Here is a 19427-nt window from a genome sequence, read left to right as displayed (position 1 = left end):
CCTACGTGCGGACGACATTGGCCAAACACACCCTGGCCCAGTGCGAACGAGCCGCAGCAGCCGCCCGCGCCACCGACACCCCCGACGACGCACGCACCGCCGCACAGGCGGTGCTCTCCGGCGAGTGACCGCGTAGCCGAGTCCGTAACGGCCGCCCCGCCCCCGTGGCAGGGCGGCCGTCTGGCGTTTCGGGGAAGGCGGGATCGACGGTCGGTGAGGACCGTGGAGGTCGGCATCGTCGCTGTTGGGGGGGCAGGAGAGGGAGGGACTGCGGTCCTGCCTTCCGTACGGCGGATATGGTCCGCCGTAGGGTGCCGTACCGACGCCTTGCCCGGGCTTCGGTATACAGGCGGGGACCGCGGTTGCCGTACGAACGTTGCCTCGACAGGGAACACTCGAAGACAACCGCAGACAACTGCCCACCCCCCACAAAGGATGCAGTCCGACAATGACGAACCATGCACCACGGTCGGCCACTCGTAGGAGCAGCGCCCGCATACCGGCGGCCGGCGCAGCGGCGACGGCGGCGGCGCTCGGCGTGACGCTGCTCGCCGGCTGTTCGGCCGGGGACGAGGAAGAGCCCAGCGGCTCGCGGCCGGCACCCTCGCAGCGGACGAGCCAGGCACCCCCCACGAAGGCCCCCGCCACGAAGACCCCCGGCTCCAACTCCCCTACGCCCGGGCCTCCTTCACCGGAGCGCGGCGCCTTCTCCCCTTATGTGGACACCTCGCTCAGCCCCTCGTACGACCTGCTCCGGAGTGCCCGGGAGACCGGGGTGAAGGAGTACACCCTGGCGTTCGTCTCGCCGGGCGACGGATGTGTGCCCGAGTGGGGTGGCCAGCAGGCGCTGGAGGACAATCCGGTGGCGCGCCAGGCGGACGAACTGCGTTCGCGGGGAGGCGAGGTGCGCGTCTCCTTCGGCGGTCAGAGCGGCAACGAACTCGCCAGGGTTTGCGGCTCGGTTGACCGGCTGGTGAACGCGTACAGCAAGGTCATCGACGCCTACCACCTGACGAAGGTCGACTTCGACATCGAGGGTCCGGCGCTGACGGACACCAAGGCCAACGAGCTGCGGGCGCGGGCGCTGGCCAAGCTCCAGCAACGGCGCGCGCTGGACGTCTCCTTCACGCTCCCGGTGATGCCCTCGGGGTTGAATCGTGACAGCGTCACGGCGCTGGAGAGCACGCGGAGGAACGGTGCCCGGGTCTCCACCGTGAACATCATGGCCATGGACTACGGCACCCATTACGACGGCGACATGGGCCGCTACGCGGTCGCCGCCGCCACCGCGGCCCAGAAGCAGGTCAGGACGGCGCTGGGGATCCGCAGCGAGGCCGCGGCGTGGAAGGCGGTCGCGGTTACGCCGATGATCGGCGTAAACGACGTCAAGGGCGAGGTCTTCCGGACCGGCGACGCGGTCGAGCTGCGGAAGTTCGCCGAGAAGAAGGGGCTCGGCCGGCTCTCCATGTGGTCCCTCACCAGGGACAAGCCCTGCGCGGAAGGGGCGGTCCGTACGGCGCAGGCCACCTGTTCCAGCACCGCGGAGAGCACCAACGCGTTCGTCAAGGCCTTCCTCGGGCGGACCTGAGCATCCCTGCACCGAGCATCGGTGTGCGGCTTCCCCAGCCGACGAGCGGTGTGCGGCCTCCCAAGATGCGGGAGGCCGCACACCGTCCGCTCACCCGGATGCGCCCGTGCGCGCCGGCAGCCCGGGGTCCCCGCCGCGTTCTTCGGCGGGGACCCCGGGCAGCCGGTGTGGTGGCGCGGTGGGTCTACCAGCGGTACCAGCGTCCGCGGCTGCCCCCGGCGCCCGTGGACCGCATGAAGAAGCCGAGCAGCCAGAACGCCAACACCACCACTGCGACGATCCAGAGGGCCTTCAAGGCGAATCCGGCGCCGAAGAGCAGCAGTGCGAGGAGCAGAACAAGAAGCAGGGGGACCATAAGAGTCAGCCTCCTCATCAGGGTCTACCATTCCGCGCGGTATGGGCTCGACCCGTCGGCGAAGAAGTCGCCGGGACTGTCGGGGAATTGAGGGATCTTTGCGCGGGAGATCGGCGCGGTGAGACGGGACGGGCCGGCTCAGATGCGGCTGTGGACCATGCGCGTCAGGGGGCCGGTTCGGGGCTTCGCCGTGGTACGGCCGGCGGCGAATGCCGCGCCGACGACACCGATGACTCCGGCGCCGACGCCCGCCGCGATGGTCTTGCGTTTCTTGACGGCCGTCCAGGTGGTGACGGCCGTGGCGGAAATCTGTCCGACGGCGGACGCTGCGGCCTGCCGCCCGTTTTCGACGCTCGCCCTTGCCCGCCCGCCGGCCGTCGTGGCGTCCTTGGCGGCGGCGGTCCTCGTACGGGCGGCCTTCCTCTTTGTACGGGCGGCGGTCTTCTCTCCCTTGGAGGGGACTTCCTTCGATTCACGCTGGAGTTTGCCGGAGGGGCTGCTGGACTTCCTTCGTGCGTCACTCATGTCTTTCGCCTCACCGCTCATGCGGAAGTGAAACCCCGTAATTTCTCCGGGCGTTACCTAGCAGGAGGAATCGGCCCGCGCCTTGGGTTCACCGTGAGGAATCCACCCTGTGGCCCGGGACGCCATTCTGATGCACTGTCGGATCAGCTTCCTCGGTGCGCACAGAGGTTACGCACAGAGGTGGTGCGCACAGAGGCTACGCACGGAAGCGTTGCCCCGTGACGCGAGGCGCCCCTACAGCCGAACCTGCGGCTCCGCCTTCGCCCCTACCTGCGGGAAGGAGCCTGCCGTACCCGGCCCGAGGAGTCGATACGCATACGTTCGACTCCCCCGGGCAAGCGGTGTTCTACCGCCTGCACAGGCCAACCGTACTTCGCACTTCGACACCTGTGACCACGACGTACAACGGACGGGATCATGGCGACAGCGGAGAGCAAGGAAGGAAAGGGCAGCCCGAAAGGCATCGGTGCTCCGGCGGCGATGCGCCACGCGGCTGCACAGCTCGCCGAGATGCTCCAGTGCGAGCCCGACTCGGTGTCCGCACTCAAAAGGACGGACGACGGTTGGTCGGCAGACGTGGAGGTGGTGGAGATCCAACGGGTTCCGGACACCGCGAGCGTGATGGCTTCGTACCGTGTCCACCTCGATGAATGGGGCGAACTCGTCGGATTCGAAAGGACCCGCCGCTATGCGCGCGGTCAGATCGACCGGTGACGGCGCCACATTCACCCCACCGCATTCTCCGCAGGGCATTTTCCGCACCAAAGTCTCGCACCACACTTTTCGCACCGCGTTCACCGCACCGCGTTCACCGCACCACGTTCACCCCACCACGTTCACCGCACCACGTTCACCGCACCACGTTCATCGGAAGTCACCGCACGCCGCATGACCCGCTCCAGCCAAACGGCCCGCTCCAGCCAATGGGAAGGGATCGGCAGTGAGTGTCGTTCAGCAATCCAATGCACCGAACAGCACTGGTGGCTCGGGCAGTCTCTACGATGTCCTTGAGCTGATACTCGACCGGGGCCTCGTCATCGACGCCTTTGTCCGCGTCTCCCTGGTCGGCATCGAAATCCTCAAGATCGACGTACGGGTTGTCGTGGCGAGCGTGGACACCTATCTGCGCTTCGCCGAGGCATGCAACCGACTGGACCTGGAGTCGAGCCGCAAGGCGCCCAGTCAGCTCACCGATCTCGTCGGTGAGGCGACCGAGAGCGGCGCCAAGGGAAAGTCCAAGGGCGCGCTGAGCGGCGCCATCGAGGCCGTCACCGACACCTTCCACAAGGGCTCCCAGGATTCGGAGCAGGAGGACGAGGAGGAGCGCCCCGCGCGCAAGTCCGCAGGCAGCCGCCGCACCGCCCGCCGTCGGGAGGAATGACCCGTGCCGACCTACCTCTACGCCATCACCGGCGCGAGCCATCCGCTGCATCTGGACGGGATCCTCGGGATCGGTGACCCGGCGGCGGAACTGCGCGCCGTCCGGACCGAGCAGCTGAGCGCGGTGGTCAGCGACGCACCGGCGCATCTACGGGCCAAGCGGAGGGATCTGGTTGCCCACCAGGGCGTCCAGGAGCGGCTGTTGGCGGACGGTGTGGCGCTGCCGATGCGGTTCGGTCTGGTGGGGCCCGACGACGACCACGTCGTGGCCGCCCTGGAGGAGCAGGGCGCCGCCTACACCGAACGCCTCCAGGAGGTCGGTGGCTGTATGGAGTACCACCTCAAGGTCGCCCGCGAGGAGGACGACCTGCTGCGGGAGATCCTCGCGGACTCCGGCGACGTACGGCGGCTCAACGAACGCACCCGGCGCCGTCCCGGCGCGCACGACGACAAGATGGCCCTCGGCGAGCTGATCTCCCAGGAGGTCCAGGCCCGGCACGCCCGCATGGGCACCGAGACGGTGCACCGCCTCGCGCCGGCGGCGGAACGTACCGCGGTCTCCGACCCGACCAGGAACCACTTCCTGATCGTGTCGTTCCTGGTGCGGCGGGAGAAGGCAGCGGCGTTCACCGAGGCCGTCCACCAGGAGGCCGGAGAGCGCGGCGAGGCCTACACGTTCCGCCTCAATGGGCCGCTGCCGCCGTACAGCTTCGTCTGAGCCCGTCGTCCCACCGAGCGGAGGCTTCCATGGGTCTCATCACCTCCCTCCTGACCCTTCCGTTGACCCCGGTGCGCGGGACGGTCTGGGTGCTCGATCGCGTGCTGCTCACCGCGGAGCGCGAGTACTACGACCCGGAGCCGGTACGCCGGGAACTGCACCAACTGGAACGGCAGTTGCTCGACGGGGCCCTCACTCCCGAGGAGTTCGACCGACGCGAGGACGAGCTCCTCGACCGCCTGGAGTGGCTGGAGGCCCATCAGCAGCGCTTGGGTACCGCCTCCTGAGTACATACCACCTCCCGAGGACGAGGGGCGCCGCCGCTCGCCGGTCGCTGCCCGCCATCGCGCCCACCTGTCCCACCTGTCCCACCTGTCCCACCGTACCGACGTACAGACGAGGCTGATCACGTGTCCGATTCACTCACCGGCCGTAGGGGGCCTTCCTACGGGGCGTCCCCGTACGGCGGGGACGGGTCGTCCGCCAACCTGGCCGACATCCTCGAACGCGTCCTGGACAAGGGCGTGGTCATCGCGGGCGACATCCAGATCAATCTGCTCGACATCGAGCTGCTGACCATCAAACTGCGGCTGCTGGTCGCCTCGGTCGACAAGGCCAAGGAGATGGGCATCGACTGGTGGGAGCACGATCCCTCGCTGTCCTCCCGGGCCCACGCGCCAGTGCCGATCATGGACGCGCACCCGCCGGCGACCGGCACGAACCGGCTGGCGGAGGAGAACGCCCGGCTGCGCGCCGAGCTCGCCGAGCTGCGGGCCGCCGTCGACCCACCGAAGGGGGCGAGGCAGGGTGTGGCGCAGGGCGAGGACACCCTCCGGGCGGCGCACGGGGAGGAACGGTGAACACCGACGGAGCACGCACCGGCGAGGCGGAAGCTGCACCGGCCGACCACCGGGCACCACGGGCCGACGCCCCTGACCCGCCGCCCGACCACCCGGCCCGGCAGATCGACCACCCGGTCCCGCAGGCCGCCCCCTCAACTCCACCTGCCGGCTCCGGCAGCACGGTCCGCTATGTGTACGCCGTCTGCCGCGCCGGCACCGCCGTCGATGCGGCGGCCGGGCGGATCGCGGGGCTGGAAGGCGGCCCGGTCCGCACGGTCGTCGGTGGTGGGCTGGCCGCGCTGGTGTCCTCCGTACCGGCCGGCGCCTACGACGAGGAGGGGATGCGGACCCGGCTGGAGAACCTGTCCGAGCTGGCGGCTCTGGCTCGTACCCATCACGCGGTGATCGATGCCGCCTCTCGCATGACGGAGGTGCTCCCCCTGCGACTGGCCACGGTGTATCTCGACGACGCCGGCGTCCGGTCGATGCTCCGGGAGCAGGGGGCGGATTTCGGCGCACGGCTCGCCCGTGTCGAGGGGCACGTCGAACTGGGCGTCAAGGTGTACGCGGATCCGCGCGAGGCAGCCGCGCCACCCGCAGCACCGGGAGCGGCAGCTGGAGCGGGAGTGACGGGAGAAGGAGCAGGGGTACGCGGTTCCGCGCCGGCCCCCGGTTCCGCGCCGGCCCCCGGTTCCGCGCCCGCTGGCCCGGGACGTGCGTACTTGCAGCGGCGCCGGGCGCAGCGGCAGCAGCACCGCGAGGCGTACCGTGCCGCGGGAGCGGTCGCGGGCGAGGTGCCGGGGCGGGTGGCCGCGCTCGTCCGGGCGAGGGTGGTGCACCGCCCGCAGCGCGGTGAACTGGCCGCCACAGCGGGCGAGAACATCGCCAACGAGGCCTATCTGGTCCCCACCGGGCGGATCGGAGAGTTCCACCAGGCCTTGTCGGGCCTGGCGGACGGAGTGCCCGGCGTACGTGTCGAGATCACCGGTCCGTGGGCACCGTACTCGTTCGCCACTCCCCTCGCGGTGGACGGCGGCGCATGAGGGACGACGGCGGTACGGCGGAGGCGTTACCCACGGTCCCGGTTCCCGGTGTGGCCGGTGGCACCAGCAGGAGCAGTACCGGTCTGCCCGGGGAAGGGGCTCCGGCCGGGCGTCAGGTCGCCTTGATCGACCTCCTGGACCGGCTGTTGAACGGGGGCGCGGTCCTGACCGGCGATCTCGTCCTGTCGGTCGCCGATGTGGACCTCGTACGGATCAACCTACGGGCGGTGATCCACTCGATCACCCCCGACGATCCGGCGCCTTGCGGCAACGGCAACGGCCGGAGGGCGACGGTGCTGGCCGGGTGAGTCCTGTGTGGGCTACCGACTCGTCGGTTGGGCAGGCCGAGCTGGCCGAAGATCCGCGGGCGATCGATATCAGGCCATACCTCCGAACGAGTGACCCGCCAGCGGACAGGGGCCCGGCACCCACCCGTACCGCAGTCAGCACCCGACCGGTCCGGACCGAGCGTTCCGTGTCCGGCATCCCCTTCTCCGGCATCCCCCTGTCCGCCCTCCCCGTATCCGGCATCCCCGTGTTCGGGAGGCTGCACATGCCGGCCGCCCGGGCAGCCCGCTGTCCCGTCGGCCTGCCGCCGTTCAGGTGACGCGTTCCGCCCCCAGCCGGTGCGGGCCGGAAAGCGGGGCGGAGAGTTCGGGCGGGGCCTGCGCGGCCGGTGGCCGTCCGCCCCGGTCCGGCCCCGCCCCCAGCAGCTCTTCCGGCCGCGCCCGACAACGACCTTCCCGGCAAACGGCCCTCCCGGCTCCGCCCGGCAACGACCTGGCGGGCAACGACTGTTCCGGCGGCGCCAGTTGCGGCGGTCGGTGGGCGGAAGCCAGGCTGCTGCGCGGGCTGCCCGGGCTCGGCAGCGACGTTCGGCCGGGCCGGAGCCCACAGCGAAGTCCCCGGCTGGACGGGGGAAGCCAGCCGGGGACTGTTCTGCATCTGCCCCCATCTGTCAGGAAGAAACGTCACTTCTCAGACGAGAAGAGGGGCACTCGGGGCGCGGTACGGCCAACGGGACGCGCAGCGGGCGGCCGAGTGGGCGGAGCAGCACAGCCGCGTGGGTGCGGCAACCTGTGCCGCACCCACGCGGGGCACCTCAGTCGTGCAGGGGGTTCATCAGTCCGCCGCCGCCGGTGTGCACACCGCCGACCGGCCGGCGGAAGTCGCGGAAGTGGTGGCGGCGGTGGTGGTGCCGGCACCAGTGGTGGCGCCCGTGGCGGTGGTGCCGGGACCAACGACGGTCGCCGTCGCCCCTCCGGTAGCCGTCACCTCTCCGGTAGCCGTCATCCCTGCGGTAGTCGTCGTCGAAGGTGTTGCTGCTGGACGAGATCCGGGTGTCTGGCGCGTGGTCCTGAGCCGCGGCGGAAGCGGTCGCGACGGGAGCCGCGACGGTGAAGAGTGCAGTGAGGGCCGCTGAGGCCAGCAAGGTTCGGGCAGTGCGCACGGGAGTTCCTTTCAAGCTACTGCGAGGGACGACACAGCGTCGGCCTTGTGCATCGCAGTGGCCATATCGCTCACGGTCGGCCCTTGCGGCGCGATGCACCACTCGAGAGCCCCGCTCGGGACTCAGAAATGCGCCCTATGGGTGGTCTCGGCGAGGATGCGCCCCGAGGGGACGGACCAGGCACCGCTGCCGGGTTTCCGGCCGTGACGGTTGCGCCTCGGCGTCGCCGCCCACCGCCGGAGCACCGGCGGCGCGGTGCGGGCGGCGCTCCGCGGTCGGCTCGGCCGGCTCGGTTGGCGGCGGCGACTTCGCATACGGGACCGCCGTTCGACGCCGCCCGAGAGTCGCACGATTCGGTGGGACTTCCACGAAGGGCCGGGAGAATACCCAGCGTTGGGCGATCGGAACCCTCTCTGTGGATGACCTCTTGGAAAACTTTGTGTGGACGTTTTCCTGATCGTCCCGCGCGGCAGCGGCAACGCCGCACCTCGGGAGGCGTCGAACGCAGCGGTTCGATGGCGGCGGCGGACACCGCAGGTGCGTCCGCGGCGCAGCACCGGAGCTGAAAATGGAGGAATGTGCCTGGTCGCAGGGCTGCGGTGGTGCCGGGCGGGGCGGGACGGCCAGGCCGACCGACCCGGTACGGGCACGAAGCCGGGTGCGGAGATGAACGCGCAGATACCCGTGGAGAAGAGCTCCGGGATCGCTCTGGAGAACCGGTCGGACCGCCACACCACAGGGCGCGGAACGACATTCGGAAGGGGCCCGCTTTACGGTTTTCCTGGAGCGCGGGAGCGTTCGGTGCGGCGATATTCAGCCGATCGGTCGGCGGGTTATCCGGTACCGGGAATTTACATGGCATCAACACAATGGGCGTTCACCGTAATCCGGGGGCACGGGGCGGAATCCGTGGCCGGCGACCGAGCGGCGGTCACCCCGCGGTGCGCCCTCGGGCATCGCCCTGTGGGGCAGTGTGACCTGCGCACCAGGCGCCAACTCGCCCCGGAGGGAACAAGTATCCCGTTCCCGACCAGGTGGGGCTTCCCACCCAAAACGAACACCGCCCACATTGCGTGAGGCAATTGCCCGGTGCTATCGCTCGACAACGTGAGTTACTTCACAGTAGGAATCGTCATGCGAAGGGCGTGTGAAGGTCCCGTGTCGCAGCGTCAGGTCGAAGTGGACACCGAGGGGCAGAAATAGGCATGGTGACGCGTGCCAGCGCAATTGAGGGGTAGGAGCTGCGCCGCACACCGCGGCGCAGGTTTGTCGCCGACGTCACAGCGAGATGGCATTGGCCAGACTTTCTATTCTCATTTGCGCGCAGCTGGTTACACTCAGCCTTCATGCGAACCGCTACCCCCCACAGCATTCGCCCCGGTAAGCAACCGAACCGTCCCGTATTTGTTGACGCATCAGGCAGGCGTCGACGCTTCCTGGGACGCGCAGCGCTGACCGTAGGGTGCATGTGCACCGGATATCTCGTAGTCCTCGCCGTCGTGTTCGGCGGCCTCCTGGAACCGGGCGCCAAGCCGGCGCCGGGAAAGGCCGATCCGCTCCCGGAACGGGCCGGGCACCACCGGTCCGGCGGGCCGGACGGCCCACACCGGACCGTGCCGTCCGGACGTCCCGGATCGGCCGTGCCCGTAGGACAGCACACCGATCGGAGCCCCTCCCCCGCCCCGGCGGACCCCACCCCTGCCCCCTGAGAAGGCAGGACCGGTGAGTCGCATCCCCCACGGTGCGAGCCTCCCCGGTACCGCCCGAGGCGTCGTCGCCCGCGCGTGCCGCCCTGGCGTGCCCGCGCGGGCGTCCGCGCCTCCCACCGGGCATGACTCCTCGACAGAAAGGGCCCATTGTGGCGATGTCAGGGCAGGGGCGGCACGCGTTGCGTCACCCCCCACGCTGGCACTGGATACTGCTGTTGCTGATGCTCCCCATAATCGCCTTCTCCCTGCTCTTCGAAGGCTGGACGACCCACGAGGTCGACGGAGCCCGCACCCGGCGTGCCTGCACCAGCCCCATACCGAGATCCGCGGACGACGGTTCTCCGGTGCTGCGGGTCACCGACGGCGGCGCCGAGACCGCGCAGATGCCGCGGCGCACCGCCGCGCTCACCTTCGACGGGGGCCCCGACCCGAAGTGGACTCCGCGGCTGCTCGACCTGTTGCGGGCGCACCACGCGCACGCCACCTTCTTCCTCTACGGAACGCAGGCCACGCGCCATCCGGAGCTGGTGCGGCGGATCCGCGCCGAGGGCCATGAGATCGGCTCGTACACCTACACGGGCGGCGATTTAGGAAGTGCCTCGCACTTGCGGTCGCACTGGGAACTCTCCCTGACCCAGACCGCGTTGGCCGGCGCCGCGGGCATCAATACCCGCCTGCTGCGACTGCCGCACACCACCACCGCCGACACCCTGTGCGGCGCGGAGTGGTCGGCCGCCCGGCGCGCCTCCGACCAGGGGTATCTGCTGGTGGCCGCCACCCAGCACACGCGTAAGCCACCGCAGGGCGTGGTGCGGCAGTACAGCCACACCTCGCTGGGCTACCGGGAGGCGGCGAAGCTGCTGGCCGATCCGGAGGTGGACCGGTTCACCACGGTCACCGAGGGGCTCGGCAGGTCCCCGCTGACCGCGCCGGCCACACTGCCCGAACGCGTCCAGGGCAAGGCGCTGATCTGGACCCAGTCGATCGGCCACACCTTTGCCCGCGCGATGACCTGGGCGCTGGGAATCGCGGGTGGTCTGGCCGCCCTCCGGCTGGTGCTGCTGACCGCCCTGGCCCGCGTCCATGTACGACGGCGCCACCGGCGCTGGTCCGGTAGGCGCGCGTTGGGCGAGGTGACCGAGCCGGTGACGGTACTGGTGCCGGCCTACAACGAGGAGGCCGGCGTCGAGGCGACGGTCCGCTCGCTGCTCGCCTCCACGCATCGGGACCTGCAGATCCTGGTCATCGACGACGGTTCGACGGACCGGACCGCGGAGATCGCCGGCAGCATCGGCGACCCCCGGGTGACCGTGGTGCACCAGCCCAACTCCGGTAAGCCCAGGGCGCTCAGCACGGGTTTGCGCTACGCGCGTTGCGAGATCATCGTCATGATCGACGCGGATACGGTCTTCGAGCCGGACGCCCTGCGCCGGCTGATCCAGCCCCTCGCCGACCCGGCCATCGGCGCGGTCAGCGGCAACACCAAGGTCGGCAACCGGCGTCGCCTGCTGGGCCGTTGGCAGCACCTGGAGTACGTCCTCGGCTTCAACCTGGACCGGCGGATGTTCGAGGTGCTGGAGTGCATGCCGACCGTGCCCGGCGCGATCGGGGCGTTCCGCCGCGATGCGCTCCTGGCCATCGGCGGCGTCAGTGACGACACCCTCGCCGAGGACACCGACCTCACCATGGCGCTGTGGCGCGCGGGCCGGCGGGTGGTCTACGAGGAGTCGGCCGTCGCCTGGACCGAAGTGCCCAGCACCTTCCGTCAGTTGTGGCGCCAGCGTTACCGCTGGTGCTACGGGACGCTGCAGTCGATGTGGAAGCACCGCCGCGCGCTGATCGAGCGCGGGCCGGCCGGGCGGTTCGGGCGCCGGGGACTGACCTATCTGGCGCTGTTCCAGATCGTGCTGCCGCTGTTCGCCCCGGTCGTCGACGTGTTCGCCCTGTACGGGGTGTGCTTCGGCGACTCGGCGCAGGCCCTGGGGATCTGGCTCGCCTTCCTCGTCGTCCAAATGGTCACCGCCGGCTATGCGCTGCGGCTGGACGGCGAACGGCTCCGCACGTTGTGGGCCCTGCCGCTCCAGCAGTTCTTCTACCGGCAGCTGCTGTACCTGGTGGTGATCCAGTCGGTGGTCACCGCGCTGCTCGGCACCCGGCTCAAGTGGCACCGCATGCAGCGCTCCGGCACCGCCAACCAGCAGTTGCTCAAGGAGCCCGTCCCGCAGCCGACCACCCTGTCGTCGAAGTGACCGAGGAGAGTGAGCACATGAGCAGCACGCTGGGCCCCGGGGCCGGCGGCACGCCCGCGGCAGGGCCGGCCGGTCCCGCCGGCGCCACGGCGTACGGGGCGGCCACACCGTCCCGCGGCGCCGCCGGGGGCCGCCCGCCGCGGCGCGGTGCCCACCGTTCGCGGCGCAAGCGGCCGCTGCGCCGGGTGGCCGTGGCCGCCCTCGTCGTCCTGCTGGGCATACCCGCCGGCACCCTGGCCTGGGCCGGCGGCAAGCTCAACAGCACCGTCGAGCTCGCCGACGCCACGGAGCAGGGCGCATCCGGCAAGGGCACCAACTACCTTCTGGTCGGGTCCGACAGCCGCGACGGCCTCACTGACCGGGAGAAGCAGCAGCTGCACACCGGCTCGGCCGGCGGCCGGCGCACGGACTCGATGATCCTGCTGCACACGGGCGGGGGCCGCACCACGATGGTGAGCCTGCCGCGGGACTCGTGGCTGACCATTCCGTCGTACACCAGCCCCATGACCGGCAAGCGGCACGCGCCGGCGAAGAACAAGCTGAACGCCGCGTTCGCGGTGGGCGGTCCGAAGATGCTGGTCAACACCATCGAGCGGAACACCGGCCTGAAGATCGACCACTATGTGGAGGTGGGCTTCGCCGGCTTCGTCAACCTCGTCGACGCCGTCGACGGGGTCCCGATCTGCCTGGACCGGGACCTGCAGGACGAGAAGTCGGGCGCCAACTTCAAGAAGGGCTGTCACCTTCTGGACGGCGCCCGGGCGCTGGCCTTCGTCCGCCAGCGCCACCAGGAGGCCCAGGGCGATCTGGGCCGCACCCGGAACCAGCAGAAGTTCCTCTCCGCCCTCGCCCACCGGGCGTCGGCGCCGGGCACCGTGCTCAATCCGCTCGCCGTCTACTCCGCGCTGAACGCCGGGCTGGACACGCTCCTCGTCGACCGAGACACCGACCTGATGGATCTGACCAAGATGTTCCAGGCGGTCCGGACCATCACCGGCGGACACGGCAAGCAGCTCAATGTCCCGGTGGCCACCGTCGGACTCCGTACGCCCAAGGGCAATGCGGTGCTCTGGGACCGGGCGCGGGCGCAGCGGCTGTTCCGCGAGCTGCGTGACGACCGCCCGGTGGACGTCAAGGACGACAAGAAGAAGCGCTGACGCGGGGCGCCGGGGCCGCCGGTACGGACCTGCGGCCCCCGCGCCCCGGCACGCGGCCAGGAGGACGGGTCCTCGGGCCCGTGCCGCGGGGCACCGCGCGGGGCCGGCCGGTTCAGAGGGTCCAGCGCTGGGTGTAGCCCTCCCGCAGCGGTCCGCCGAGCAGGTCGAGCACCTGGTGCACCGCGGTGGCCAGCGGTGCGGGGTCCCCGCGTTCGGCCACCGTCCGATGGCCGTCGAGCAGGGCCCTGCCCCGTTGCGGGTCCGCGGCCAGCAGTCTGCGGGGCAGCCACTTGCCGATCCCCGTCCATGCCGTGTGGTGGGCGGTGACCAGGTGCGCCGCCTCGCGCAGGGCGTGGTCGGCGAGGGCCAGTTGTGCGTACCGGTCGGCCGGTGGGGTGTCGACCAGGTCGTCCAGGTAGCAGGTGAGGGCGTAGCGGCCGTGGGTCCACTCCTCCGGAGTGAGCGGGGGAGGTCCGGCGGCCAGCACCTCGCGGGCCCGTGCCTGGGTGCGCGCGACGTGACCGTGCGGGTCGGCCAGCGGGATGCCCTGGTCGTAGACGAACAGGACGGTGCCGCGGCGGCGGGCCCGGTCCCAGGCGAAGAAGGCCGGTATGTCCGTGACGGTGTGCAGGAACAGCTCGGCCGGCCGGCCGTCGTGGCGGATCACCTCCCGGCGGCTGGTGTCCCCCTCCGGGAGGAGGACGGCGATGTCCAGATCGCTGGTCGGGGTGGCACGGCCGTGTGCGGCCGAGCCGCCGAGCAGGGCGCCCAGGGCGTCCGGGAAGCGCTCCGTGACCAGTCGCAGCGCTGCCGCCACCACGCTTTCTTGATCGTCCATGGCCGTCATCGTGCCAGCCGCCGGGGCGCGGTGCCCGGGAGTCGGCCGGAGCAGCGGCCACGGGGGCGGCGGGGGCTGCCGGCCGGCCCGCCTCCTCAGCCGGCGGTGCGGTCGACCGAGATGGCGCGGGACGGGCAGAGGTGCTCCGCCTCGGTCACGGCCTCGGTGAGGTCTTCGGACGGGTTCACCACCCGCAGCGTCACCCGGCCGTCCCACTCGTCCTGCTCGAACACGGCGTCGGCGGCGAGCACGCACTGCCCCGCGCCCACGCACTTGTCCCGGTCGATGGCGATCCTCATCGGCGTTCCCCTCAGCGTTCAGCGGCCCGGGGCGGCACTCCTACGGCCCTGATCACCCGGATCCGAGGAGGCGCCCCGGCACCATCCTGGGGGCTGCGCCCGCCGTCACGGAGCGCTCGGGCGGAGGTGTGGGGAAACCCCCAGTCACGGGGACGGCCCGGCCCGGGCTGCCGGGGAGTGGCCGGGCGGCCGGTACCGGGGCGCGCGGCGGGTGGGACCAACCGGCAATTCCCTAGAGTCCGGCCGCCGCGCTGGCCGCCCCGTACCGGACCGTGCTGGGCTGGGCCCGCATCCGGACCGAGGTCTTCGGTCCGCGGCCGGCCGGCGGCGGCCGTGTGCCGGAGCCGCGTACCGGCCCGGGGCGCGGTGCCCGTGGTCGGCCCCCCTTTCGCAACGGAGGAGTCATGGTTTACGAGCCGAAGGCGCCGGTGATTCCGTACCGGCGCACCTGTCCCTTCTCCCCGGCCGCCGACTACGCGCGGCTGCGCGAGGAGGACCCGATCAGCCCGGTGGCCTTCGAGCTGGCCCCGCGGGAGAAGGACGGCTGGCTGGTCACCCGGCACGACGACGTCCGGCAGATCATGACCGACCCCCGGTTCAGCCACCGCAACGAGCTGCTGGCGCTGGTGCACTCGCCGCCGTTCGAGGTGGAGGAGTACGCCCCGGAGCCGTCCGCGCCGGGCAACTTCGTACGGATGGACGCGCCGGAGCACACCCGCTACCGGCGGCTGCTGACCGGCTTCTTCACCGTGCGGAAGATCCAGCAGTACGAGCCCACCCTGGCCGGGATCATCGACGGGGTGCTGGACGAGATGGCTGAGCTGGAGCCGCCGGTGGACCTGGTGAAGGTCTTCGCGGAGAAGATCCCGGCCCGGTCGACGTGCTCGGTGATGGGGGTGTCGGAGAGCGATGTGACCGCTCTGGCGGAGCACTTCTCCGTCATCATGCGGCTGGACTACACGCGGGACGAGTTCGTGCACCACAGCACGGCGCTGAACGCCAGGCTCCAGCGGATGATGGCCGACCGGTTCGCCGGCGAGCCGAAGGACGACCTGCTCGGCCAGCTGATCGCGACCGGTGAGCTGACCGAGGAGGAGATGCTCAACATCGCCTGGATCGCCATCGGCGGGGCGCTGGACACCACGCCCAACATGCTGGCGCTGGGCACCTTCGCGCTGTTGGAGCACCCCCAGGAGCTGGCCAAGGTGCGGGCGCGGCCGGAGCTGATGGAGAGCACCGTCGAGGAGCTGCTGCGCTATCTGACGATCTCTCACTTCGGGGCGAGCCGGGTGGCGTTGGAGGACGTCGAGATCGGCGGGGTGACCGTGCGGGCCGGGCAGACGGTGGTGCTCTCGCTGCCGGCGGCCAACCGCGACCCGCGGCAGTTCCAGGATCCCGACCGCTTTGACATCGACCGCCCGTCCCGCCGGCACCTGGCGTTCGGCTTCGGGATCCACCAGTGCCTCGGCCAGCACCTCGCCCGGGCCTCCCTGCGCCTGGGCTTCCAGAAGCTGTTCGACCGCTTCCCGGACCTGCGCCTGGCGGTGCCGGCCGAGCAGGTGCCGCTGCGGGAGACCGCGATGCACTACGGGGTGTTCGAACTCCCCGTGACCTGGGGCTGACCCGTCCCCGCCCAGCCCCCGCTCCCTGTCCCATCGAGGCGGCGGACGACCGCCTCCGCACCCGAGGATCCCCCGTGGACGACTTCGTGCCCGCCCAGCGCACCACCGACGGCCTGCCGCAGCCGCACGACCCCGGCGCGGACAACGCGGCGACACCGCCGGTGCGCTTCGGCGTGCTGGGCACCTCGTCCATCGGATGGCGGCGGGTGCTGCCGGCGATGGCGGGCTGCCCGCAGACCGACCTGGTGGCGGTGGCCGGCCGCAGCCCGCAGCGGGCCCAGCGGTTCGCCGACCGGTTCGGCGGTGCCGCCACCTCCTACCAGGCGCTGCTGGAGCGCGACGACGTCGACGCGGTCTATGTCTCCCTGCCGCCGGCCCTGCACGCGGAGTGGGCGCTGCGGGCGCTGCACGCGGGCAAGCACGTCCTAGTGGAGAAGCCGATCGGGACCACGGCGGCCGAGGCCCGTGAGGTGGTGGCGCTGGCCGAGAAGCGCGACTTGGTGCTGCGGGAGAACTTCATGTTCCTGCACCATCCGCAGCACGAGGCGGTCGCGGCGCTGCTGAACGCGGGGCGGCTCGGCGGCCTGCGGTCCCTGCACAGCGCGTTCTGCTTCCCGCCGCTGCCGTCGCAGGACATCCGCTATGTGCCGGGCCTGGGCGGCGGGGCGCTGCTGGACGCCGGTGTCTATCCGCTGCGGGCGGCCGGCATGCTGCTGGGGCCCGGGCTGCGGGTGACCGGCGCCTCCACCCGCGTACGGCGGTCCGACGGCCTGGAACTGTCGGGCCAGGCGCTGCTGGCGTCGCCCTCCGGGGTGCTGGCCACCGTGGAGTTCGGGTTCGAGCACTGCTACGCCTCGTCCTACCGGCTGTGGGGCGAGCAGGCGAGGCTCACGGTGGACCGCGCCTACACCCCGCCGCCCGCGTACCAGCCGGTGCTCACACTGGAGGAGCAGGACCACCGGGAGCAGTTCGTGCTGCCCGCAGCGGATCAACTGGGCCGTTCGCTCAGTGACTTCGCCGCCGCGGTGACCGCCGGCCGGGCCGCGTCGGCGCCCGCCGAGATCCGGTGGCGGCAGGACGCGGTGGCCATGATGGAGCTGGTCGACGCGGTCCGTGACCGGGCGGTGGCGGTGCCCGTCGACGGGTGAGCGGCAGTCGGCCCCGTACAACGCGCTGCGCGGCCGGCCCGCGCGCCCCCGCGTGAGACGGCCGGGGCCACCGCTCGCCCGGCGGGCCGCCGCTCAGGCGCCGGGGAAGTCCAGCGCGCCGGGCGCCACCGGCGGCAGGAGGCCCTCCGCGGCGGCCCGGCCCAGCAGCTCCCGCACCGCCCCGTAGCCGTCCTCGCCCAGTTCGGCGGTGTACCCGTTCACGTACAGACCGATGTGCTGCTCGACCACCTCGGGCGCCATCTCCTGGGCATGGGCGCGGACATACGCGGCGGACGCGGCGGGCCGGCGCCAGGCGAAGCGGACCGAGGCGGCGGCGGCCCGGTGTGCCGCGCGCAGGGTCTGGGCACCGAGGTCCCGCCGGGCGACGATCGCCCCGAGCGGGATCGGCCGGCCGGTATCGGCCTCCCACGCCGCGCCCAGGTCGACCAGGCGGTGCAGGCCGTAGCGCGGGTAGGTGAAGCGGGCCTCGTGGATGACCAGGCCCGCATCGACCCGTCCGTCCCGGACCGCCGGCATGATCTCCGCGAACGGCAGCACCACGACCTCGCCCACGCCGCCCGGGACGGCCCGGGCCGCCCAGAGCCGGAACAGCAGATACGCCGTGGAGCGGTCACCGGGCACCGCCACGGTCCGCCCGGCCAGCCGCGCCGGGGCGAAGGCGTCCGGACCGTCCTCGGGGCGGGTGAGGACCAGGGGCCCGCAGCCGCGTCCCAGTGCGCCGCCGCACGGCAACAGCGCGTAGCGGTCCAGCACATGGGGCAGGGCCGCATAGGAGATCTTCAGCAGGTCGGTGCCGCCGCGCTCGGCGAGGCCGTTGGTGACGTCGATGTCCGCGAGGGTCACCTCGAGCGCGGGGGCGCCCGGGAGCAGACCGTGCGACCAGGCGTGGAAGGTGAAGGTGTCGTTCGGGCACGGTGAGTGAGCGAACGTCAGTCGCTGGTCCATGGGTCCCTCCCCCGGATCGTCGGGCCGTCGGCGGGGCGCCGCGGCGCCCGGTCTCAAGGAAACCCGCTGGGGGTGTGGGGATTTCCCCAGAGTGGCCTCGGCGAGGATGGGAGGGCGCCGGCGAGCCGGGTGGGGGAACACCGCGTGCGCCGGTCCGGCGGGCGGGGTGCGGTTCCCGCGCGGTCCGCCGCTCCGAAGGTCCCCCACAGCTCCTCATGCGCGCGGCTGCGGCCCTCCCGGCAGGAAAGGAACGGCGATGCTGCCGACCACGGCGCCACCGGACACCTCGCTCGTCGAGCGGTGGCTGTCCATGGACCTGGACGCCTGGACGCGGCACGTCGTACGGCGGCACTTCGATCCGGCGACCGGCAGCCCGTACTGGCTCAAGCGCCGGGACGAGCTGGACTTCGATCCGTTCGACATCGCGCACTACGCCGAGCTGTCGGCGTTCGGGCCCTTCGCCCGCGCCACGCTGCGGGATCTGGACCCCGTCGAGCTGGTGCCGCAGGCCGTTCCCCGCCCGCTGGCCGGGTGCGTCGTCGACTCGGGCGGCATCACCGGCCGGCCGTGCCAGGTCTTCCGCACCGGCACGATGCGCACCCACCATGCGCTGTGGCGCCGGTTCGGCCTGGTCCGGGCCGGTTTCGAGCCCGGCCGCAGCTGGCTGCACGCCCTGCCCGGCGGGCCGCACGGGGCGGGCGAGGACGCCGGGCAGACGGCCCACCTGTACGCCTCGGTCGTCTACGGCGTCGACCTCGATCCGCGCTGGATCGCGCAGTTGATCCGCGCCTGCCGGCTCGCCGAGGTCAACCGCTATGTCGACCATGTCGTCGACCGGATGGCGGAGCTGATGGGCAGTCGCCGGATCGACTACTTGGAGACCACGCCGGCGCTGTTCCATGCGCTGGCGCGGCGCCACCCGGATCGGGTGGCGCGGCTCGACGGCGTGCGGCTGGGCGGAACCCAGCTCACCCCGCCGCTGTACCGGGACGCCGTCGGTGCGCTGGACGGCGGCCTGGTGGGCACCTCGTACGCACACACCGTTGGCTGCGCGATGGGCCTGGCCCCGGAGCGCGGCGGCGACCTCCTGCCGTACGTCCCGCCCTACCCGCAGGTGACCATGGCCGTGGTCGACCGCAACCGCCCGGAGCGCACGGTGGCCTACGGGGAGGTGGGGCAGGTCCGGCTCACCGTGCTGCACGAGGACCTCTTCCTGCCGCACCTCCTCGAACGGGACCAGGCGGTGCGGTACCGCACCTCGGCCGACTGGCCCTGTGACGGGGTCGCCAATGTGCAGCCGCTCCAGGTCTCCCGGGCCGCTCCCGAAGGGCTCCACTGAGCCGATGTCCGCAGCGCTTTCAGCGCTCTTTGCCCAGGTCAGAAACGTAGGAAGGTAGTCGGGGATGGATGCAGGACACAAGCGTGAGATCGAGCAGAAGGTCGGCGCCGGTGAGCGGTTGAGCCGTGAGGACGGTATCGCGCTCTACGCGTGTGATGACCTGGCGTGGCTGGGTGGTCTGGCGCATGAGGTGCGTACC

The 19427-nt window shown here is 71.6% G+C and carries 19 protein-coding genes and 1 pseudogene; 14 read left to right on the top strand and 6 right to left on the bottom strand.

The genetic code is table 11. The features are described from left to right. Positions 1–448: 448 nt before the first annotated feature. Entirely contained in the window at positions 449–1588 is a 1140-nt protein-coding gene (locus tag AB0G84_RS35850) for a chitinase (protein WP_361330785.1), read from the top strand. Positions 1589–1772: 184 nt separating this feature from the next. On the opposite strand, the gene AB0G84_RS35845 is transcribed toward AB0G84_RS35850, so the two are convergent. Together AB0G84_RS35845 and AB0G84_RS35840 are read right to left on the bottom strand one after the other, a co-directional pair. After that, on the bottom strand, positions 1773–1943 hold the full coding sequence (locus AB0G84_RS35845; protein ID WP_361330782.1) for a hydrophobic protein: 171 nt from the start codon (positions 1941–1943) through the stop codon (positions 1773–1775). 138 nt (positions 1944–2081) lie between these two features. Further along, positions 2082–2489 carry a hypothetical protein gene (locus AB0G84_RS35840; RefSeq protein WP_361330779.1) on the bottom strand — a complete coding sequence of 136 codons (408 nt, stop codon included), beginning with the start codon at positions 2487–2489 and terminating at the stop codon, positions 2082–2084. A 396-nt stretch (positions 2490–2885) separates the two neighbouring features. Here AB0G84_RS35840 and AB0G84_RS35835 point away from each other — a divergent pair, with 396 nt between their 5' ends. The 7 genes from AB0G84_RS35835 to AB0G84_RS35805 all read left to right on the top strand — a co-directional run bounded on the left by AB0G84_RS35835 (position 2886) and on the right by AB0G84_RS35805 (position 6759). Then, entirely contained in the window at positions 2886–3182 is a 297-nt protein-coding gene (locus AB0G84_RS35835; RefSeq protein WP_361330777.1) for a gas vesicle protein, read from the top strand. Between the two features lie 226 nt (positions 3183–3408). After that, the gene (locus tag AB0G84_RS35830; protein ID WP_361330774.1) at positions 3409–3849 is read left to right on the top strand and encodes a gas vesicle structural protein GvpA; all 441 of its coding nucleotides are present in this window, start codon (positions 3409–3411) and stop codon (positions 3847–3849) included. A gap of 3 nt (positions 3850–3852) precedes the next feature. Further along, positions 3853–4566, top strand: a complete 714-nt coding sequence (locus tag AB0G84_RS35825) for a GvpL/GvpF family gas vesicle protein (RefSeq protein ID WP_361330771.1) — start codon at positions 3853–3855, stop codon at positions 4564–4566. Between the two features lie 29 nt (positions 4567–4595). Continuing rightward, entirely contained in the window at positions 4596–4853 is a 258-nt protein-coding gene (locus tag AB0G84_RS35820) for a gas vesicle protein GvpG (protein ID WP_361330768.1), read from the top strand. Between the two features lie 123 nt (positions 4854–4976). Beyond that, positions 4977–5426 (top strand): gas vesicle protein, encoded by a 450-nt coding sequence (locus AB0G84_RS35815; protein WP_361330765.1) that lies wholly within the window; start codon positions 4977–4979, stop codon positions 5424–5426. Beyond that, complete coding sequence (locus tag AB0G84_RS35810) at positions 5423–6451, top strand: GvpL/GvpF family gas vesicle protein (protein ID WP_361330762.1); 1029 nt, start codon at positions 5423–5425, stop codon at positions 6449–6451. Before AB0G84_RS35815 ends, AB0G84_RS35810 begins: the two co-directional genes overlap by 4 nt. Continuing rightward, positions 6448–6759 (top strand): gas vesicle protein, encoded by a 312-nt coding sequence (locus tag AB0G84_RS35805; RefSeq protein WP_361330759.1) that lies wholly within the window; start codon positions 6448–6450, stop codon positions 6757–6759. Before AB0G84_RS35810 ends, AB0G84_RS35805 begins: the two co-directional genes overlap by 4 nt. A 794-nt stretch (positions 6760–7553) precedes the next feature. Here the strand turns inward: AB0G84_RS35805 and AB0G84_RS35800 are convergent. After that, a complete protein-coding gene (locus AB0G84_RS35800; RefSeq protein WP_361330756.1) occupies positions 7554–7901 on the bottom strand; it encodes a hypothetical protein in 348 nt (115 codons plus the stop codon). A 1864-nt stretch (positions 7902–9765) separates the two neighbouring features. Here AB0G84_RS35800 and AB0G84_RS35795 point away from each other — a divergent pair. After that, positions 9766–11859 (top strand): bifunctional polysaccharide deacetylase/glycosyltransferase family 2 protein, encoded by a 2094-nt coding sequence (locus tag AB0G84_RS35795; protein ID WP_361330753.1) that lies wholly within the window; start codon positions 9766–9768, stop codon positions 11857–11859. A 17-nt stretch (positions 11860–11876) separates the two neighbouring features. Beyond that, positions 11877–13016: an LCP family protein gene (locus AB0G84_RS35790; protein ID WP_361330750.1), complete on the top strand. Its 1140-nt coding sequence runs from the start codon at positions 11877–11879 to the stop codon at positions 13014–13016. A 112-nt stretch (positions 13017–13128) separates the two neighbouring features. Here the strand turns inward: AB0G84_RS35790 and AB0G84_RS35785 are convergent, their stop codons facing one another. Then, complete coding sequence (locus AB0G84_RS35785) at positions 13129–13854, bottom strand: nucleotidyltransferase domain-containing protein (RefSeq protein WP_361330747.1); 726 nt, start codon at positions 13852–13854, stop codon at positions 13129–13131. Between the two features lie 95 nt (positions 13855–13949). After that, positions 13950–14153, bottom strand: coding sequence for a ferredoxin (locus tag AB0G84_RS35780; RefSeq protein WP_361330744.1), 204 nt, complete (start codon positions 14151–14153; stop codon positions 13950–13952). Positions 14154–14557: 404 nt separating this feature from the next. On the opposite strand from AB0G84_RS35780, the gene AB0G84_RS35775 reads away from it, so the two are divergent. Together AB0G84_RS35775 and AB0G84_RS35770 are read left to right on the top strand one after the other, a co-directional pair. Beyond that, on the top strand, positions 14558–15775 hold the full coding sequence (locus tag AB0G84_RS35775) for a cytochrome P450 (RefSeq protein ID WP_361330741.1): 1218 nt from the start codon (positions 14558–14560) through the stop codon (positions 15773–15775). A 74-nt stretch (positions 15776–15849) separates the two neighbouring features. Further along, positions 15850–16923, top strand: a complete 1074-nt coding sequence (locus AB0G84_RS35770) for a Gfo/Idh/MocA family oxidoreductase (protein WP_361330738.1) — start codon at positions 15850–15852, stop codon at positions 16921–16923. 93 nt (positions 16924–17016) lie between these two features. On the opposite strand, the gene AB0G84_RS35765 is transcribed toward AB0G84_RS35770, so the two are convergent. Further along, entirely contained in the window at positions 17017–17889 is an 873-nt protein-coding gene (locus AB0G84_RS35765; RefSeq protein ID WP_361330735.1) for a 1,4-dihydroxy-6-naphthoate synthase, read from the bottom strand. Positions 17890–18145: 256 nt separating this feature from the next. On the opposite strand from AB0G84_RS35765, the gene AB0G84_RS35760 reads away from it, so the two are divergent. After that, positions 18146–19228, top strand: coding sequence for an arylcarboxylate reductase (locus AB0G84_RS35760; RefSeq protein WP_361330732.1), 1083 nt, complete (start codon positions 18146–18148; stop codon positions 19226–19228). A 64-nt stretch (positions 19229–19292) separates the two neighbouring features. Then, positions 19293–19427 (top strand): annotated as a pseudogene (locus AB0G84_RS35755) (aminofutalosine synthase MqnE); the annotation flags it as partial.

The organism is Streptomyces sp. NPDC020742, assembly GCF_040641675.1.
GTDB lineage: Bacteria > Actinomycetota > Actinomycetes > Streptomycetales > Streptomycetaceae > Streptomyces.
This window is presented reverse-complemented; position numbering and strand designations above follow the sequence as displayed.